The 17613-nt window shown below is 63.9% G+C and carries 16 protein-coding genes and 1 tRNA gene; 8 read left to right on the top strand and 9 right to left on the bottom strand.

Going from position 1 to position 17613, the window contains the following annotated elements:
* Positions 1-58 precede the first annotated feature (58 nt).
* The 4 genes from hutG (at position 59) to AR689_RS14485 (ending at position 2124) form a co-directional block, all read left to right on the top strand.
* Positions 59-1006: a formimidoylglutamase gene (hutG, locus tag AR689_RS14500; protein ID WP_062071251.1), complete on the top strand. Its 948-nt coding sequence runs from the start codon at positions 59-61 to the stop codon at positions 1004-1006.
* Positions 1007-1068: 62 nt separating this feature from the next.
* Positions 1069-1539: a hypothetical protein gene (locus AR689_RS14495; RefSeq protein WP_062071249.1), complete on the top strand. Its 471-nt coding sequence runs from the start codon at positions 1069-1071 to the stop codon at positions 1537-1539.
* Between the two features lie 120 nt (positions 1540-1659).
* Positions 1660-1730: transfer RNA gene (locus tag AR689_RS14490), tRNA-Cys, on the top strand.
* Positions 1731-1902: 172 nt separating this feature from the next.
* Positions 1903-2124, top strand: coding sequence for a hypothetical protein (locus AR689_RS14485; protein ID WP_017198995.1), 222 nt, complete (start codon positions 1903-1905; stop codon positions 2122-2124).
* Between the two features lie 123 nt (positions 2125-2247).
* On the opposite strand, the gene AR689_RS14480 is transcribed toward AR689_RS14485, so the two are convergent.
* The 3 genes from AR689_RS14480 to hutU form a co-directional block, all read right to left on the bottom strand.
* Positions 2248-2496, bottom strand: a complete 249-nt coding sequence (locus AR689_RS14480) for a hypothetical protein (RefSeq protein ID WP_062071247.1) — start codon at positions 2494-2496, stop codon at positions 2248-2250.
* A gap of 199 nt (positions 2497-2695) precedes the next feature.
* Positions 2696-4288, bottom strand: a complete 1593-nt coding sequence (gene hutH, locus AR689_RS14475; RefSeq protein WP_062071245.1) for a histidine ammonia-lyase — start codon at positions 4286-4288, stop codon at positions 2696-2698.
* A gap of 5 nt (positions 4289-4293) precedes the next feature.
* Positions 4294-6021: a urocanate hydratase gene (gene hutU / locus AR689_RS14470; protein ID WP_062071244.1), complete on the bottom strand. Its 1728-nt coding sequence runs from the start codon at positions 6019-6021 to the stop codon at positions 4294-4296.
* Between the two features lie 162 nt (positions 6022-6183).
* Between hutU and AR689_RS14465 the strand changes: the two genes are divergently transcribed.
* A complete protein-coding gene (locus AR689_RS14465) occupies positions 6184-6621 on the top strand; it encodes an SRPBCC family protein (RefSeq protein ID WP_062071242.1) in 438 nt (145 codons plus the stop codon).
* An 8-nt stretch (positions 6622-6629) separates the two neighbouring features.
* On the opposite strand, the gene AR689_RS14460 is transcribed toward AR689_RS14465, so the two are convergent.
* Positions 6630-7436: an IclR family transcriptional regulator gene (locus AR689_RS14460; protein ID WP_062071240.1), complete on the bottom strand. Its 807-nt coding sequence runs from the start codon at positions 7434-7436 to the stop codon at positions 6630-6632.
* 169 nt (positions 7437-7605) lie between these two features.
* Positions 7606-9684, bottom strand: a complete 2079-nt coding sequence (locus AR689_RS14455) for an ALF repeat-containing protein (RefSeq protein ID WP_062071238.1) — start codon at positions 9682-9684, stop codon at positions 7606-7608.
* 256 nt (positions 9685-9940) lie between these two features.
* On the opposite strand from AR689_RS14455, the gene AR689_RS14450 reads away from it, so the two are divergent.
* A complete protein-coding gene (locus tag AR689_RS14450; RefSeq protein ID WP_062071236.1) occupies positions 9941-11401 on the top strand; it encodes an amino acid permease in 1461 nt (486 codons plus the stop codon).
* On the opposite strand, the gene AR689_RS14445 is transcribed toward AR689_RS14450, so the two are convergent.
* Positions 11398-12897: an HNH endonuclease gene (locus tag AR689_RS14445; RefSeq protein ID WP_062071234.1), complete on the bottom strand. Its 1500-nt coding sequence runs from the start codon at positions 12895-12897 to the stop codon at positions 11398-11400. The two genes, AR689_RS14450 and AR689_RS14445, sit on opposite strands and share 4 nt — an antisense overlap.
* A gap of 142 nt (positions 12898-13039) precedes the next feature.
* Positions 13040-13903: an SDR family oxidoreductase gene (locus AR689_RS14440; RefSeq protein ID WP_062071232.1), complete on the bottom strand. Its 864-nt coding sequence runs from the start codon at positions 13901-13903 to the stop codon at positions 13040-13042.
* Between the two features lie 105 nt (positions 13904-14008).
* Here AR689_RS14440 and AR689_RS14435 point away from each other — a divergent pair, with 105 nt between their 5' ends.
* Positions 14009-14386 carry a winged helix-turn-helix transcriptional regulator gene (locus tag AR689_RS14435; RefSeq protein ID WP_024819232.1) on the top strand — a complete coding sequence of 126 codons (378 nt, stop codon included), beginning with the start codon at positions 14009-14011 and terminating at the stop codon, positions 14384-14386.
* Between the two features lie 48 nt (positions 14387-14434).
* Here the strand turns inward: AR689_RS14435 and AR689_RS14430 are convergent, their stop codons facing one another.
* Positions 14435-15184, bottom strand: coding sequence for a 3-hydroxybutyrate dehydrogenase (locus AR689_RS14430; protein WP_062071230.1), 750 nt, complete (start codon positions 15182-15184; stop codon positions 14435-14437).
* 4 nt (positions 15185-15188) lie between these two features.
* Positions 15189-16577: an MFS transporter gene (locus tag AR689_RS14425; protein WP_062073812.1), complete on the bottom strand. Its 1389-nt coding sequence runs from the start codon at positions 16575-16577 to the stop codon at positions 15189-15191.
* Positions 16578-16714: 137 nt separating this feature from the next.
* Here AR689_RS14425 and AR689_RS14420 point away from each other — a divergent pair, with 137 nt between their 5' ends.
* The gene (locus AR689_RS14420) at positions 16715-17611 is read left to right on the top strand and encodes a LysR family transcriptional regulator (RefSeq protein WP_062073811.1); all 897 of its coding nucleotides are present in this window, start codon (positions 16715-16717) and stop codon (positions 17609-17611) included.
* Positions 17612-17613: the final 2 nt, after the last annotated feature.

The raw sequence follows: 17613 nt of genomic DNA, 5'->3' as shown, positions 1-17613 counted from the left end.
AGACACTCCCGGCGTTGGATCACTGGTTTTCGCCGGCATGTTCGGGTGTGCTTGAAGCATGGAAACCAGTGCCCCCACCGTAGACGTCATTCCCACCCCGTGGACCGGCCGCTTTGATGGGGACGGCGCCGAGCACCGCCGCTGGTGGCAGGCCATCACCCCGCACACGTCCGCAGCCGCCTCAGCAGCCGCGCGTCCCGCCGTCGTGCTGGGTTTCTGCAGCGATGCCGGCGTCCTCCGCAACAAGGGCCGTGTAGGCGCGGCCAAGGCTCCGGCCGCCATCCGATCGGCGCTGGGTCCGTTGGCGTTCCACCTTGACCGTGACGTGTTCGACGCCGGTGATGTGGTGGTGGAGGACGACTCACTCGAGGCGGGCCAAGAGCGCGCCGGACGCGCCATTTCGGGACTGCTCGACGCCGGAAATCTCACCGTGGTGCTGGGTGGAGGCCACGAGACCGCCTTCGCCAGCTACCTCGGTGTGGCCGGCTCAGAAGCGGTGCGCGGCAAGCGGCTGGGTGTGCTGAACCTGGACGCCCACTTTGACCTGCGCGATGAGCCGACGCCGAGCTCGGGTACGCCGTTCCTGCAGATGGCCAACGCGGAGGCTGCCGCCGGGCGCGAACTGCAGTACGCCGTCGTCGGAATTTCTGAGCCGAACAACACCCGAACGCTCTTCGACACCGCCAACCGGCTGGGCGTGAAATACCTGCTCGATGAACTGTGCTCGCCCGAGGCAGCAGAGGTATTCGTCGCTGATTTCCTGGCCGGAGTGGATGTGCTGTACCTGACCATCGACCTTGACGTGATGCCGGCCTCGGTGGCTCCCGGCGTGAGCGCGCCTGCCGCGTATGGCGTGCCTTTGCCGGTGATCAGCGCGATCTGCCGCCAGGTGGCTGCAAGCGGGAAACTCCTCCACGTGGACGTCGCCGAGCTGAACCCGGAGTTCGACGTTGATTCCAGGACCGCGAAGGTTGCGGCCCGCTTGGTCAACACCTTGCTCGCCTAGATTTCGCGACCCCTTTTCCAGCCGCCCTGTTCCGCTTAGCCTGTGGGGAGGGAAGGACGGCAATGAGCGCAACTCCTGTGCAGGACAAGTGGGCTTGGGTAGCCGGGCCGGTGGCTGTGACTCTGGGACTGGCAGCGCACATGCTGGCTGGTGGTAGCGCTCCGGCCGTCCCTGTCCTCGTGGCCTTCGCCGCCATGGGTGCTTTGGCTGCACAAGTCATGTCCCGTTGGATCCACGGGCCACTGCTCTTGCTGCTGGTGTCCGGGGTGGCCCAGCAGATGCTGCACTGGGGATTCGATGCTTTCGGAGGCTACTTCCCGGGAACAGGGTTCTTGGACCACCCGCACGGCGGCCAGGCGCTGACGGACATACCCGTTGGGGCTGCCGCCAGTGGAGGCAACGTTCACCTGCTGCTGTACACGCACATGGCTGCCGCCATCCTGACGCTGCTTCTTGCTGCGGGAGTTTCACAGCTGGCGGCACAGGGACGTGAAGGCTCTCGCCGAGGAGCGGACCACCCTGCTTCGTACTGAGTCGCATGAGGGCGTCTCCGAGGTCACAGGCAGCAACTTGCGGCAACGCTTCGTAGCCCTGCGCAAGCCGGGGAAATGAACGTTGATCGGGCCGCGAAGGGGCGTCTAGTGTCGTTGGCACGTGGTGTGCCCGAGAGGCCAGGGAGCTGCCTGCAAAGCAGCGCACGCGGGTTCGAATCCCGCCACCACGTCTCGGGGACCCGACGGCACACCCCTCGTGCGCTGGCGTTGAGCCTATGGATGGTGCCGCGCTTTCGATGAGACGTGGATCACTCGCCTGCCAGTCATCTTACAAATTTTCGGTTCCTACCGACTATGATTGATGGGTCGCCCTCGCATGCGACACGTAATAGGAGGCCCCCAATGACCCCTGCAATGATTGCAGAACGCGAGATTCGCCTGTCTTTTTCCAAGGCAGACGAAATCCACGACGGACTCGACCGCGCCGTGGACGCCCTGATCGAAAACGCAGCAGCAGACGCTAACTGCGGCATTCTGGTGACCCGGCACGAGCCCGGCACCTACACCGTGGCTCTGGACGAATCCGTTCCCTTCGGTCAGACCCGCGAAGTCCTCGCCGCCTGATACAGCCAACGTACTCTGAGGCAGCGACGCCAAAAACCGGGGCCCGTTCCTTTCCGCTTCTACTACCCGCGGAAGGGAACGAGCCCCGGTTTCTGTTAACACGTACCTCGGCGGTACCGCCGCCTACGCCCGGCGGAGAGTCACGCCGTCGGACTTCATGAACAGTTCTTTGCCCTCTTCGGTGACGCCGGGCCCCGAATGCTCAAGCCACACCACGTTTCCACTGCTGGAAATTTCCTCGACCCGACCAGCGGCGATCACGTGGGCGTACTTCACCACTTCCACCTGCTCCCCGACTTTCAGCATCTTCCAGTCGGTAACCGTAGCCGTGTGAGCGCTTCGCCTGGACAGGACTGCTCCGCGTGCCTTCATTGAACTTCTACCCCTTTGTGGATGTTCTCTGTTGTGTATTGAGTTATCTGAACGGTTGACCGTCAAGCCCACGACATCGTTGGCGTGGACGTGACGTACACCATAAGTTCTACTACATTTGCCACGCCCCGGTGATTGCGTTGCGAACAAAGACCGGGACGTGACAAATATGCCCATCAGATGAGCGCTTTATTCGACGTCAGGCCAAAATCCCGACGGCGGATTCGGCGGCCGCACGGACCGCGCCGGAGCCAACCAAACGGTCAGCCGCTTCCAGTTCCGGTGACAGGAACCTGTCGGTTCCCGGCCCCTGAACTACCTCGCGAAGCACCTCAAGCACGGCTGTGCCAGCGGGACCCGGGGTGAGTTCGCCGTCGGACATGTGCGTGCGCATGTCGATTGCGCGGGCGCTGGTGACGAGCTCGACGGCGAGCACCCGGCGGAGGTTCTCCACGGACTTGCGCAGCTTCCGGGCAGCGTGCCAGCCCATGGATACGTGGTCTTCCTGCATGGCGGAGCTCGGGATGGAGTCCACCGATGCCGGAACAGCCAGGCGCTTGTTGTCCGACACCAAACCGGCCTGCGTGTACTGGGCAATCATCAGGCCGGAATCGACTCCGGGATCGGCAGCGAGGAACGCCGGGAGACCGTGTGAACGGGCCGGGTCCAGCATGCGGTCCGTGCGGCGCTCGGCAATGGAGCTGAGATCCGCGACGGCGATGGCCAGGAAGTCCAGGACGTAAGCCACGGGGGCGCCGTGGAAGTTGCCGTTGGACGTGACGCGGCCATCCGGGAGGACCACCGGGTTGTCGATCGCTGCTGCGAGTTCGCGGGAAGCGACCAGCGCTGCATGGTCCACGGTGTCGCGGACAGCACCGGCAACCTGCGGGGCGCAACGCAGCGAATAGGCGTCCTGCACCTTGGTGTCGTTGATCCGGTGGGACGCCACGATGGGCGAGTTGGACAGCACACGGAGCATGTTGTCCGCGCTGGCTGCCTGGCCGGGGTGGGGCCGCAGTGCTGCGTGAAGCTCCGGCAGGAACACCTGGTCTGTACCCAGCAGGGCCTCAACACTGAGCGCCGCGGTGACGTCCGCCGTCGCAAGCAGCATGCGGATGTCAGCGATGGCCATGAGCAGCATGCCGAGCATGCCCTCGGTGCCGTTGACGAGGGCCAGGCCCTCCTTCTCGGCGAGGGTGACCGGCTCGATCCCATGCTGGGCGAGCAGCTCAGCAACCGGCGGCTTGCCAGCGGTTCCGTACAGTTCGCCGTCGGGACCTGTTGCTTCGCCTTCGCCCATGAGGACCAGGGCGCAGTGGGACAACGGCGCGAGGTCGCCGGAGCAGCCGAGCGAACCGAACTCGCGGACCAGCGGGGTGATGCCGGCGTTGAGGACGTCCACCATGGTCTGCAGGACCACGGGGCGGACACCTGTGCGGCCGGAGGCCAAGGTCTTGGCGCGGAGGAACATGATGCCGCGGACCACTTCGCGTTCAACAGCCGGGCCCATGCCTGCGGCGTGGCTGCGGATCAGCGACTTCTGCAGCTGCGTGCGGAGGTCGTTGGGGATGTGGCGGTTGGCCAGCGCGCCGAAGCCAGTGGAAATGCCGTAGGCGGGGACATCGCTGGTAGCCAGATCGTCAATGTGGGCGCGGACCTTGGCAACGTTGTCCAGGGCTTCCTGGGAGATGGTCACCTTGGCGTCGTGGCGTGCGACGGCGACGACGTCTTCCGGGGTCACCCCGCTGGAGCCGAGGGTGACGGTGAGCTGTTCGTTGGAGGTAATAGTCATTGTTCTTACTTCTCATTCATGGGGATGCGGACGCCGCGTTCGTTGGCGACCTCGACGGCGCGGTCGTAACCGGCGTCGACGTGGCGGATGACGCCCATGCCGGGGTCGTTGGTCAGGAGTCGTTCGAGTTTTTCCGCGGCGAGGTCGGTGCCGTCGGCGACGGAAACCTGTCCGGCGTGCAGCGACCGGCCAATGCCGACGCCGCCGCCGTGGTGGATGGACACCCAGGTGGCACCGGAGGACGTGTTGATCAGGGCGTTGAGCAACGGCCAGTCAGCAATCGCATCGGAACCGTCAGCCATGGACTCGGTTTCCCGGTACGGGGAGGCCACGGAACCGGAGTCCAGGTGGTCACGGCCGATCACGATCGGGGCCTTGACCTTGCCCTCCTTCACGAGCTGGTTGAACAGCAGGCCGGCCTTGGCGCGTTCGCCATATCCGAGCCAGCAAATACGTGCCGGCAGGCCCTCGAATTCCACACGGTCCGCAGCAGCGTCGAGCCACTTGTGGAGGTGCTTGTTCTCCGGGAAGAGCTCCTTGATGGCCTTGTCCGTGACGGCGATGTCCTCGGGGTCACCTGAGAGGGCAACCCAGCGGAACGGGCCAAGGCCCTCGCAGAACAGCGGACGGATGTACGCCGGGACGAAGCCGGGGAACTCGAACGCACGCTCGTAGCCGCCCTTGCGGGCCTCGTCACGGATGGAGTTGCCGTAATCGAAAACTTCGGCACCGGCGTCCTGGAATTCCACCATGGCCTGCACGTGCCGGGCCATGGAAGCCTGTGCCTTCTTGGTGAACCCTTCAGGATCGGCTTCGGCTTCGGTGTGCCACTCGTCCACCGAGATGCCCTCGGGCAGGTAGGAAAGGGGGTCATGAGCGGAGGTCTGGTCCGTCACCACATCGAAGGTGATCTCCCCGGCCTTGTGGCGGCGGAGGAGTTCCGGGAACACCTCTGCAGCGTTGCCGACGTAGCCAACAGACCAGCCCCGGCGCTCATCCTTGGCCTTCTGGACCTTGGCGATCGCGGTATCCAAGTCCGTTTCAACCTCGTCCAAGTAGCGCTTGCCGGCGCGGCGACGCAGGCGGGTTTCGTCTACGTCCACAATCAGGCAGGCACCGTCGTTCAGCGTGACGGCCAGCGGCTGCGCGCCGCCCATGCCGCCACAGCCACCGGTCAGGGTCAGTGTCCCCGCCAGCGGACCTTCATGTGAGCCTTCAGCGGCAGGCGCCGGGTGACGACCCTCGGCTGCGAGCTTGTTCCCGACGGCGGCAAAGGTTTCGTAGGTGCCCTGCAGGATGCCCTGGGTACCGATGTAGATCCAGGAACCAGCCGTCATCTGGCCGTACATCATCAGGCCCTCCGCTTCGAGGCGGCGGAACTCGGGCCACGTTGCCCAGTCCCCCACCAGGTTGGAGTTGGCCAGCAGCACCCGCGGAGCCCATTCGTGGGTGCGGAAAACACCCACCGGCTTGCCCGACTGCACCAGGAGGGTCTCGTCCTTCTCCATGGTCTCCAGCGTCCGGGTGATCGCATCGAAGGCGGCCCAGGACCGGACTGCGCGGCCGGTTCCGCCGTAAACCACCAGATCGTCCGGACGCTCTGCGACCTCGGGGTCCAGGTTGTTCATCAGCATTCGCAACGGGGCTTCGGTCTGCCACGACTTGGCAGTAAGTTCAGTACCCCGGGCGGCCTTGACCGGACGGGCACCAGTGGTGAAATCGGCGGGTGCCATGGTGACTCCTTCGTCTGTGGGAAGTAGTGGGTGGAAAGATCTTCTGCTTCTACTAAAGCCCCTTTATCGAGCGGTCGGAACGGCTTTTGGAAGGGTGCTGTCCGGTATTACAGACACGCTCCACCTCTCGCATTTTCTCGACAATGAGCGCATGCTGGACCTATGGCAACGTACCGGGTGTCAACACTCGTCGCGGCGCCGCCCCAGCGCGTCTTCGCGGTGTGGACGGACCTGGATCGGTTCTCCGAATGGATCGGAGGAGTCACCCGCGTCACCGATCGCGTCGGTCCGCCCAACCAGGCCGGCAGCCGCTACACAGTGTGGTTCGGGCGCATGGCAAGCCCCACCGAAATCCTCGCCGCAGATCCGCCACGTCACATCCGCACCCGTTTCGGCAATGCGATCCTGAAGGGCGACTCAGATGTGAGATTTACGGCAGAGGGCCAGGGCACACGCATCGACCAAGAGTTCGTCACCCGCGGATTCATCGCCGGGATTTTCGGCAGGCTTTTCTCCCTGGGTTCCTACAAAGGCAGCTTCCGAGGCGAGCTGGAGACCTTCAGGAAACTGGTCGAGAAGGAAGCCAGCGAGCGGGACTAAATGCCATATCAGGCCCCGGGCCGCCCGTGGATTCGCACCGACAGTTCGTCGGCCGCTTTGCGGATGCGCGCAGCCAGAACCGGCCATTGCTCAGCCGGCACTTTGTCCTCCAAGAACGTCACGGCCACTGCCGCCGTCGGCCATCCAACATGGTCCGTCACAGCGGCCGCGATAGAACAGAATCCCGGCGTGATTTCGCCGTTTTCCGTGGCGTAGCCACGCTGCCGTACTTGGTCCAAGTGCGACGACAACGCCGAATACTTCATGATGGGGAACTCCACCTCGTGCCGCGAGGTGAAGGCGGCAGCATTCGGATAGAGCGCGCGGACCTGCGACTTTGGCAGGGCGGCCAAGATCGCTCGGCCCGACGCCGTGAGGTGGCTGGGCAGGCGGACCCCGACGTCGGTCACCAGGCTGGGGCGGTTCTTGGCGCGTTCCTCCACGATGTAAAGAACATCCCGGCCATGGAGCACCGCCAAGTGGGCGCTCTCACCGATCACGTCCACGAGGGAAGCGAGCATGGGACGTCCCAGCCGGGACAGGGGTTCCTGACGCGAGTACGCCGAGCTGAGTTCGAACGCGCTGATGCCCAGGCCGTAGCGCTGCTCCTCGTGCAAATGCAGGACAAACCCGTTCGCCTCCATGACGCCAAGCAGGTGATACACACTGGATCGCGGCAGGCCCAGCGCGGTGGCGATGTTCGACGCCGCCATGGGACCGCGGCGCGAAGCCAACAGTTTCAAGATGCGCAGCGTGTTTTCCGCGGCCGGAACTTTGGACGTGGCTTTGCCTGATGCGGTTGGCGTCGTTGTCATGGTTCCTCGCTGCTCGGCTGCTTGCGGGATACCGGAGCTGTCCGGTATCCCGTACTCAAGCGTGCACCCTCGGCAGGCCAATCACCAGCGCGGAATCATTGATCGGTGTCTGGGATGCCGGACCCGTGGCTTGCGGGAGCCGCGCTACGTCGGGCCCCGGCAGCAACCCTTACGCGGAAGCTGCACCCTTACGCCGAAGCAGGAACGTGATGGCTCCGGCGGCAGCCAAGACCAGCGCCACAATCAGCCCGATAGTCCAGCCGCTCATGCCTGCAGACGAAACGGCCAACGGGGTGGCCGCCTCCTGCGATTGCGAATCAACGGACGCGGCATCCTTGTCAGCTGACGCGGCCGGCGGCACCGAGATACTGGGCATGGCCGACGGAGTGGCGGCAGATGTTGCGGCCGTTTCGGCTGGCGTACCCGTTTCGGCGAGCCCGACGGCGGGAGCATAGTCGCGCGGCCAAGGAACCACGATCGGGGCCACCCCGGCTCCGGAGTGTTGCGAAACGTCGACCTGGCCGGCTGCAGCCTGCCCGGCCTGCCCACCAGCAGTGGCCGCGGCAGCTTCGGCCTGGCGTGCAGCTTCGGCTTGGCGCGCTGCTTCTGCCTGGCGCGCCGCTTCCGCGGCCTTGGCAGCGTCAGCCGCTTGACCGGCGTCGACGGCTGCTTTATCCGCCAACCCCGCGAGCTCGGTGAGCATGGCATCAACCGAGGCGATATGTTCGGTGGTTGCGTTGTCCCGCTCCAGTGCGGCGAACTGGCCTGCCGTGGCGAATACCTGGGCGTCGGCGCGACTGCCATCCAGCGCAACGTTCGCTGCGGCGCGAAGCTCCAAACCGGCGTCGTCCATGGTTTGGTAGGCCAGAATCCGGTTGTCCAATTCCTGGGCGTCAGCGTAGCCGTACTCCAGGAAGTAGCGGACATCTGCGTGGCTGGTGGACCTTAAGGCCTCGGTGGCAGCCTTCTTTTCATACTCGCCACCCGTGGCTTGGTACTGGAAAGCACGCTGCCGATCCGCGACCATTGCGGCTTCATCCAGCTCAATCGCAGCATCGTGCCCTGCGGTGATGAAGTCCTTGATCGCGGCGTCGCCACCCAGCAGAGCCGCCTCCGCGGCCTTCTTGACCGCAGGAGTTCCCACCAATGCCAGATCCACGGTGGCTTGGCGGGCTTCGTTGATCAGCGCGTCAAGATCCGCCCCCGGATGGGACACGGAAGCAAGCAGCCCGGGCACTTCTTTGGCAGCCTTGGAGAATGCTTCCTTGAGCGGCTTCTCGTCGGCCAAGGCGTTGTTGTCTGCTGCCTGGCGCGGGACAGCCTGCGATGTCAGAAACTTCCAGTCGGCCAGCAGGCGCTTCTCGTCGGCCTCCCTGGCGCTAACAGCTGCGCCCCGGGCAGTAACGACGGCGGCTTGCGCGCGGTCTGCGACTCCGGCCGAACCCAAGGGGTTGGCTGTGATGTCGGCTTTGACCTGCTGCAGGAGGCCAGAGACCGTGGAGAATTCTGTGTAATGACCGGCTGCGACGAACTGGCCGTAGCGGAGGTAATCGGCAACCTTCGCAGCATCGGGGTCGGGCTCGGTGGTGGCAAGAGCAGCTTTCGCGCCGGCTGATACCGCGGGGTTGGACGAGGCGATCAGCGCGTACGTGGCCTGACGGTCCGACACCCTGGCCTCGGCTATCCATCCATTCAGGACGAAGTCCTCGACTGCTTGCCGGCCTGCGTCAAGGCTCTTCTGAGCCTCGCGCTGGACGAGGACGTTTTTGTACTCAGTGAAATACGTGGCAACCGTGCGAAGGTCAACGTTCCAAGTGCTCTCCCAACCGGAGGCGAGGAACCCGTCAATTAGCGCGGCATCATTCGCGGCCAGGATCCCTTTGGCCTTCGAGCGAACATGCGCACTCCCCCGCGTCGTCAGCTCGGTCACCAACTGCTTGCGGTCCGCCGCAAGCGGAGCGTCTTGTCCGGCGTCGAGAAATGCCTGAATGGTGTCCGCGCCGCCCGCCAGCGCAGCAGCAGCGGCGGCACGGGTTGCAGGGCCCCCTGTCGTCCACAGCTCAACAACGCCGGCAGTATCAGTGGCCCGCTCCACGAACGGGACCGGAGCCTGAGCGGCGTGCGGCACCTCAAAATCAGGAATGTCGTAGGCCTGGGCGGGAGCAGCGAAGAGCAGAGAAGCCCCAGCTACAACGGCAATCAGGGCAGCGATACCACGGAGCCGGGTGGCGCGGAATGCAGAAAACAAGGGTCCCCCAAATAACGGATGCGACGGCAGCACGGAGTTCAATGGGGGCGACGCAGATGCGAGGGATGCCTGACCGGTGACGAGCTGTCCGCGGTCATCCTATCCGACTCAGGACTATGACTTTGACCACGGCGAAAATCATCGCAACCGGACTGTCTGCGATCAAAGACACCAAACCGCCGTGAGTCCCATCACAAGGGCTTCAAAAGTGATCTGCTGGATAGCGATCCCCTCCCAAAGACGAGAAGGTTTTACTATGCAACAAACCAAGCTGGCTACGGAGAGCTCTGTCCTCCAAGCCGCGGGTACGGCGCTCAGCCGAGGCCTCAACGTCCGTCATATCCGTTTCATGGCGCTCGGATCCGCGATCGGCACCGGCCTTTTCTACGGCTCCGCCTCCGCCATCCAGAAAGCCGGCCCTGCCGTCCTGCTGGCCTACATCATTGGCGGCGCTGCCGTGTTCATGGTGATGCGTGCGCTCGGTGAGATGGCCGTCCGACACCCTGTGTCCGGGTCCTTCGGCCAGTACGCCTCCAAGTACCTGGGACCGTTCGCGGGCTTTGTGACTGGATGGACGTACGTGTTCGAGATGGCGATCGTGGCCATCGCGGACGTCACGGCCTTCAGTATCTATATGGGTTTCTGGTTCCCGCAGGTGGACCGGTGGATTTGGGTGCTTGCGATCATCCTGTTCCTTGGCGCCATGAATTTGCTGAGCGTGAGGGTGTTCGGGGAGCTCGAGTTTTGGTTCTCGCTCATCAAGGTGGTGGCGATTATCGCCATGATCGTCGGCGGAGCAGCGATCATCGTGTTCGGCTTCCAAACCGGCGACGGCGGTGGCGTGGCACCGGGGCTGGGGAACCTGGTGAATCACGGCGGCTTGTTCCCGAACGGTTTCGAAGGGCTTTTGGCCGCGTTCGCCGTCGTCATGTTTGCCTTCGGCGGCATCGAGACGATCGGCATCACGGCAGGCGAGGCCACGAACCCCAAGAAGGTCATCCCGCAGGCCGTTAATACTGTGCCGGTCCGCGTCTTGTTGTTTTACGTGCTCACCCTGGGCGTGCTGATGAGCATCTTCCCTTGGAACGAGATCGGCAGCAGCGGAAGTCCGTTTGTGCAGATTTTCGATGGTCTGGGGATTCCTGCCGCACCGCACATCCTCAACGCCGTGGTCATCACGGCTGCTCTTTCTGCGATCAACAGCGACATCTTTGGCGCTGGCCGCATCCTTTTCGGGCTGGCTCAGCAGGGACACGCTCCCAAGAGCTTCAGCAAAATCTCCCGCCACGGCGTTCCGTGGATGACCGTGGTGATGATGGGCGGCATTCTGCTGGTGGGCGTGGTCCTGAACGCGGTCATTCCGGAGGACGTGTTCGTGCTCATCGCATCCATCGCAACCTTTGCCACCGTGTGGGTTTGGGTGATGATCCTTGCTTCGCACGTTGCGATGAAGCGGGAGATCAAGCGCAAGGGTCTGCCAGCGTCGGAATTCGGTTCGCCGTTGTGGCCTTTTGCATCCATCCTCACTATGGCGTTCATGGCCATGGTGATCGTGATCCTGGGCGTCTTCGAGGACACCCGCATTGCTTTGTACGTTGGTGGCACCTGGCTGGTGCTGCTGTTCGTGGCGTACAAGCTGTGGGTCCGCGGCGGCGGATTGCGACGGGCCGAACTGGTGGACGAGACCGCGCAAATGCCAATGGTGAAGGCACGTTAGTTTGTGAGGCGTGTGGGCTTGCGCCCCGGCAACGGTGGCGCTTTGGATTTGTAGCTGTGCCCGGTGGGAGTGCTGACGCGGATCGTGTGCACATCACCGGGCATGCTCTTTGCGGTCCAGCCCGGAGTCTCCTTGGTGTGGTTGCAGGCTTCGCACAGCCCGGCCCCATTTTTGAGATGTGTGCTGCCTCCTGAATGCCAGGGAATGACATGGTCGATGTGCCGGATGGGCGCATCGCAGTAAGGGGTACGGCATGTGTTGTCCCGGATGTGGATGAAGCTCCGCAACCGCTGCGGGAAGAATCGTGCTTTTGAGTCCATGGCCAGGAGCTCGCCACTGCCGGGAGCGGTGTAGAGGCGGCGGATCAGCACTGCAAATTCGCTGCGTTCCGTGCGCTCTCTGCGTTCCCTGCCCGCTCTGCTTTCCCTGCCCTCTCTGCGTTCCCCGCCCTCGCGGCCCCGATGAACCTGATCCTCAAACCCGGATTGTTCATCAACCAGAAGTGCCCTTGCCCATTCCGCGGGGACGATTCCGTAGCCTTCGAGCCGCGCGGGCTCGGGGTCCCCCTGAAAGAGCGTGCGATCGGTCATGACGAGGTTGAGGTTGACACCTGCGACACCACCCGGGGTGCCGGTAACACGTTCGGTCAGGGTGTCTGCCATGACTTGGGCGCGGGTCCGCTCATCCCCACTGGAGCGGACAGAATCAGCCGTCCGGGTCAGCGCGGCATAAACGGCCACCCCTTGGGCGACCGGGAGCAGTGCGGTGAGGTACGTCATGGTGTCCGGAGCAGGACGCAGACTGACTGTCCGTTCCGTGGCGGCATGGCTTGCTCGTTGCGCCACTGACCTCGGGTCACGGCGATACGCGGCGGCTTTTGCAGCGGCGATGATGGCCTTGTCTCCGGCCCCGTCGAATGTTCCGGCGTCCGGGGCCAGTTCCTCGTCCACCGCGGCCCGGTCTTCAACGGACAGGCAGGCTGTTTCCTTCACGAGCAACGTAGCCCGCCACTCGTTCAACTGGCCCGACTCCAGCTCTGCCAGGGTTCGCGGCATCTCCTTGACCAGCGCTTTGGCAAGCCCCAAGAGTCTCGATCCCTTGTGAGGCGACTCGCGTCGCGCCATGGCCACCTGAGCAGCAACACCCGTCCCTCGCTCAGCCGCGGGAACCCCTGCACGGGCCTGCTCGCCCCGCTGCGCCAGGTCAAACGCCACTGCAACCCGGGCTTGCCGGGCTGAAATGGCAGACGTCAGGTCTTCAAGATCGCGTAACTCATCGATCAGCGCCGAGCTATCGGCGGTGATCGGACGTGACCCCAGCTCAAAGATGAGCTCCCGGACGCCCCGTCCGCTAACTGGCACTCCAGACGCAACCGTCCCGGTGGGTGTAGAAGCCAGGTCACGGGCAGGAACATGCGGCGGCGAAGCCACTGTTGCCCGCTGCGATCGCCGAATTCCGTCCATAAAGGTACTCTTCCAGCGACCTTGTCCGAACATCAGGCCCAAAGTTATCTATGTGGAAAACCCCATGGATACCTGTACGACAGGCCCGGCAAGCGACAGTTAACGCCAGTGTTCGCGCCGACCAGTGGCATTAGCCGAACATCGGCATTAACTGTCAGCTCGCCAGGGGGTCGGCTCAGATGGAAGAAGCGGCGGAGCGCACTGCCTCGGACAGCGGAGTCGACGGGCGACCGATCAGCTTCTGGAGATCACCGCTGGTGACCAACAGATCGCCGCGTGCGATTCCCAGATCAGAGTCGGCAAGGATTTCGGCGAAGGCTTCAGGCACGCCTGCGCCCACCAGGATCTGCTGGTATTCGTTGGCGGGAAGATCGTTGTAGGCAATCTCGCGGCCGGCGGCGGAGGAAATCTCCGAGGCCAGCTGGTCCAGGCTGAAGGCGTGGTCTCCGCCCAATTCGTAGACCTTTCCGGCCTGATCATCCGCCACCAGGACCGCAGCCGCAGCGTGCGCGTAGTCAGCACGTGTAGCAGCGCTGACCTTCCCCTCTCCGGCACTTCCAGCGATTGCGCCCTGGGCCAGGGTTCCCGGCAGCTGCTCGGTGTAGTTCTCCAGGTACCAGCTGTTGCGCAGCAGTGCGAACGGGATGCCGGATTCCTTGAGGAGCTCCTCCGTTGCCTGGTGCTCGGCGGCCAGCTTCATGCCCGTGGTGTCCGCGTTGGCGATGCTGGTGTAGGCCAGCAGTTCCACACCTTCCGCCTTGGCAGCCTCGATGACCGTGCGGTGCTGCTCCACGCGCTGGCCCACTGCGTTGCTGGAGATCAGCAGTACTTTGGTGGCGCCCTTCAGGGCCGCAGTGACTGATGCCGGGTTTTCGTAGTCCATCTCCTGGACCGTAACCCCACGTTCGGCGAAGTCAGCCAGCTTCTCCACCGAACGTCCGGTGGCCACAATGTCCGCCGCGGGAACGTTGCGCTCCAGGAGTGCCTCTACAACGTGGCGGCCAAGCTGTCCGGTTGCTCCAGTGATAACGATGCTCATGGGTGGTTCCTTTCAACGGAAGTTTTGCTCTGTCATGGTGGACAACGAGCCCTCCTTCCAGAAACTTCCCAAAAGTTAGTACGCACTTTGAGGTAAGGTACTGACATGAAAGTAAGTGACCTCCCGGCGCCTCTCCCCGCAACCATTGCCGACGGCGTGTTCCCGGCTGGTTGCCCCAGCCGGACGGTGTTGGACCACATCACCAGCAAATGGGGTGTGCTGATCCTGCTGTCACTCTCCGAAGGCGATCAGCGCTGGAGCGAATTGCGCCGCCGGGCCGAGGGCATCAGCGAGAAAATGCTCGCCCAAACCCTCAAGACGCTCGAGCGGGACGGACTGGTCCGCCGTGATGCACAACCAGTCATCCCGCCCCGCGTGGATTACAGCCTCACAGAACGCGGCCGCGAGCTCAGCACGCTGCTCATTCCCTTGGTGACCTGGGCCTTCGACAATGCCGACGCCATCATCGGCGGCCAGAACTAACCCGGCGGCCAGAACCAACCCGGCGGCCAGAACTAACCCAGCGGCACCTTACCTGGCCGACCACCCGCCGTCCATGGTGTAGCTCGCGCCGGTGACCATACCGGCGTCGTCGGAGGCCATCCAGGCGGCCAATGACGCCACTTCCGCTGGTTCCACAAGCCGCTTCACGGCGGATTCCGTGAGCATCACTTTGGCCAAAACCTCGGCTTCGGGGATGCCATGAAGCCGGGCCTGATCGGCGATCTGCTTCTCCACCAACGGGGTCCGGACATAGCCCGGGTTGATGCAGTTGGAGGTGACGCCGTGTTCGCCACCCTCCAAGGCCGTCACCTTGCTGAGCCCCTCCAGCCCGTGTTTGGCGGAGACATACGCGCTCTTGTAGGCGGACGCCCGGAGGCCGTGGACGGAAGAGATGTTAATGATCCGGCCAAACCCGTTGGCGTACATGTGCGGGAGTGCAGCCCTGATGAGGAGGAACGGCGCCTCCAGCATCAGGGACAGGATCCGCCGGAACTCCGCGGGGTCAAACTCCTCAATGGGGGCAACTTTCTGGATGCCCGCGTTGTTGACCAGGATGTCGCAGTCGAGGCTGAGTGCGGCCAAGGCGTCGACGTCCAGCAGATCCACCGTCCAGGCTGTGCCGCCCAACTCATCGGCGAGGGCCGCAGCTCCGGAGGCGTCGACGTCGGCCACTACTACTTTCGCCCCGCGGGCGGCGAGCGCCCGGGCGCAGGCGGCCCCGATACCGCTCGCGCCGCCGGTCACCAGTGCTTTGCGCCCGTTCAAGGAGTTGTCCATGGAGCTAGCCTTTCGAAGTAGAAGGAGTGGCGAGTCCGTGCCTGATGGCGTCGGCTTCGTCCACCTCTTGCAGCGCGATGCCCTTGGTTTCCTTCAGCGAAACGACGGCGACGACGGTAATGGCGCAGGCGACCACGAGGTAGATCGCGGTGGGGAGCCAGGATCCGGTGTCTTTGAGCCACTGGGTTGCCAGCAGCGGTGCGAGTGAGCCGGCGAAGATGGACGTGACCTGCGAGCCGAGCGAGACACCGGAGTAGCGCATGCGGGTGGGGAAGAGCTCGGACATGATGGCCGGCTGCCCTGCGTACATGAAGGCGTGGAGGCAGAGTCCGATGGTCACGGCCAGGACGATGATCACGGCGTTCTTGGTGTCGAACATGGGGAAGGCGAAGAACGGCCAGGTTGCGCCGGTGATGGCACCCACCAGGTACACGGGCTTGCGTCCCCACGAGTCCACCAGACGTCCCACCTGCGGGATGACCAGGAAGTGGATGACGTGGGCGATCAGGAGTGCCAGCAGGAGCGAGGACGTGTCGTATTTGTGGACGCTCTTGAGGTAGACGATCGCGAAGCTCACCACGAGGTAGTACATGATGTTCTCCGCGAAGCGCAGACCCATGGCCTGGAGGATGCCCTTGGGGTACTTGCGGATGACCTCGCCAACTCCGTAGCTGATGGCTTTGGACTCCTCCACCTGCGCCTTGGCTTCGAGGAAGATGGGCGCCTCGGTGACGTGGGTGCGGATGTAGTAGCCGACAAACACGATCACTGCGGAGAGCCAGAACGCGACGCGCCAGCCCCAGCCGAGGAAGGCTTCGCTGCTGAGGGTGGTGGACATGACAAACAGGACCAGCGTGGCCAGGAGATTACCCACCGGCACGGCTGCCTGCGGCCAGGAGGACCAGAAACCGCGGGACTTGTTGGGGCTGTGTTCCGCCACGAGGAGGACAGCACCGCCCCATTCACCGCCGAGTGCGAAGCCCTGGATGAAACGGAGGGCCACCAGCATGGCCGGTGCCCAGTAGCCGATGTCCATGAAGCCGGGGAGGCAGCCCATCAGGAAGGTGGAGACGCCCACGATCACGATGGTCAGCTGCAGCGTGGGCTTGCGGCCCAGTTTGTCGCCGATCTGGCCGAAGACAATTCCGCCCAGCGGCCGGGCAACGAAACCTACCGCGTAGGTGATGAAGGCCTGGATGATGCCGTCCAGTTCGTTGCCGGTGCTCGGGAAGAAGTACTTGCCGAAAACCAAGGTTGCGGCGGTGGCGTAGAGGAAGAACTCGTACCACTCCACCACCGTGCCCACCATGGAGGCCGCGACGATCTTCTTCAGGCCGGAGCCCTTGCCGGCGTCTTTACCGGCTCTTGATGCGGAGCGCTGCTCTACGCTCATATCCATCTCCTCAGTGTCCTCTTTGACCCTTGTGAACGTGATGTGATCCACAACACGACATGCTCCACTGAGTATTGCCGCAGATTCTCCGCGCCTCAATGACCAAAGCGGCACTGAGTATGTGCAAAATTGCAGATATGAAACCGAATCCGGACGACCTCCTCATCCTGCTCGCCGTCTCACGTTCAGGAAAATTCACGACGGCGGCACAAGCCTTGGGACTGAACCACACCACCGTTTCGCGCAGGATAGCGGCGCTGGAGAAATCCTTGGGCGGCCGCGTCCTCGCACGTGCGGCCGGTGGCTGGGAAGTCACGGAGTTGGGCGCGGAAGCCGTTCAGGTTGCAGAGCGGATCGAAGCTGCGGTGGGTGCGCTGGGTCCCAGCGACCGCGCGCCAGACCCGATTACCGGCGTCGTACGCATGACCGCAACTGATGGGTTCAGCGCCTATATCGCGGCACCGGCGGTGGCCCGGCTTCGACGGCAGCACCCCGGTCTCAGCGTGGAGATCGTGACGGTGACCAGGCGGGCCTTGCAACAGCGCTCCGGCTTGGACATCGAAGTGGTGGTGGGGGCGCCGCAAGTGCACCGCGCAGAAGCGATCCGCCTGGGCGAGTACCGGCTGGGAATGTACGCCTCGCGCGCCTACCTGGCGGACAACGGCACCCCTTCAAGCATTGAGGAGCTCACGCAACACCAACTGGTCTACTTTGTGGACTCCATGCTGCAAGTGGACGACCTGGACGCGCCCCGCAGGCTGGTCCCCACCATGCGCGACGGCCTCAGTTCAACCAACGTGTTTGTCCATGTTGAAGCCACCCGGGCCGGGGCCGGCATCGGTTTTCTCCCGTGCTTCATGGCCGACCGGCACACGGATTTGGTGCGCCTCCTCCCAGCCGACTTCGCGGAACTTCTCCCCTACTGGATGGTCCTCCGCCCGGACTCCATGCGCCGCCCCGCGGTAGCCGCCGTCGTGCAGGGCCTGCGGGAGGAGACGGAGCGGAGGCGGGAGGAGTTGTTGGGGGCGAAGTAGCG

The organism is Arthrobacter sp. EpRS71 (assembly GCF_001512285.1).
Taxonomy (GTDB): domain Bacteria; phylum Actinomycetota; class Actinomycetes; order Actinomycetales; family Micrococcaceae; genus Arthrobacter.
This window is presented reverse-complemented; position numbering and strand designations above follow the sequence as displayed.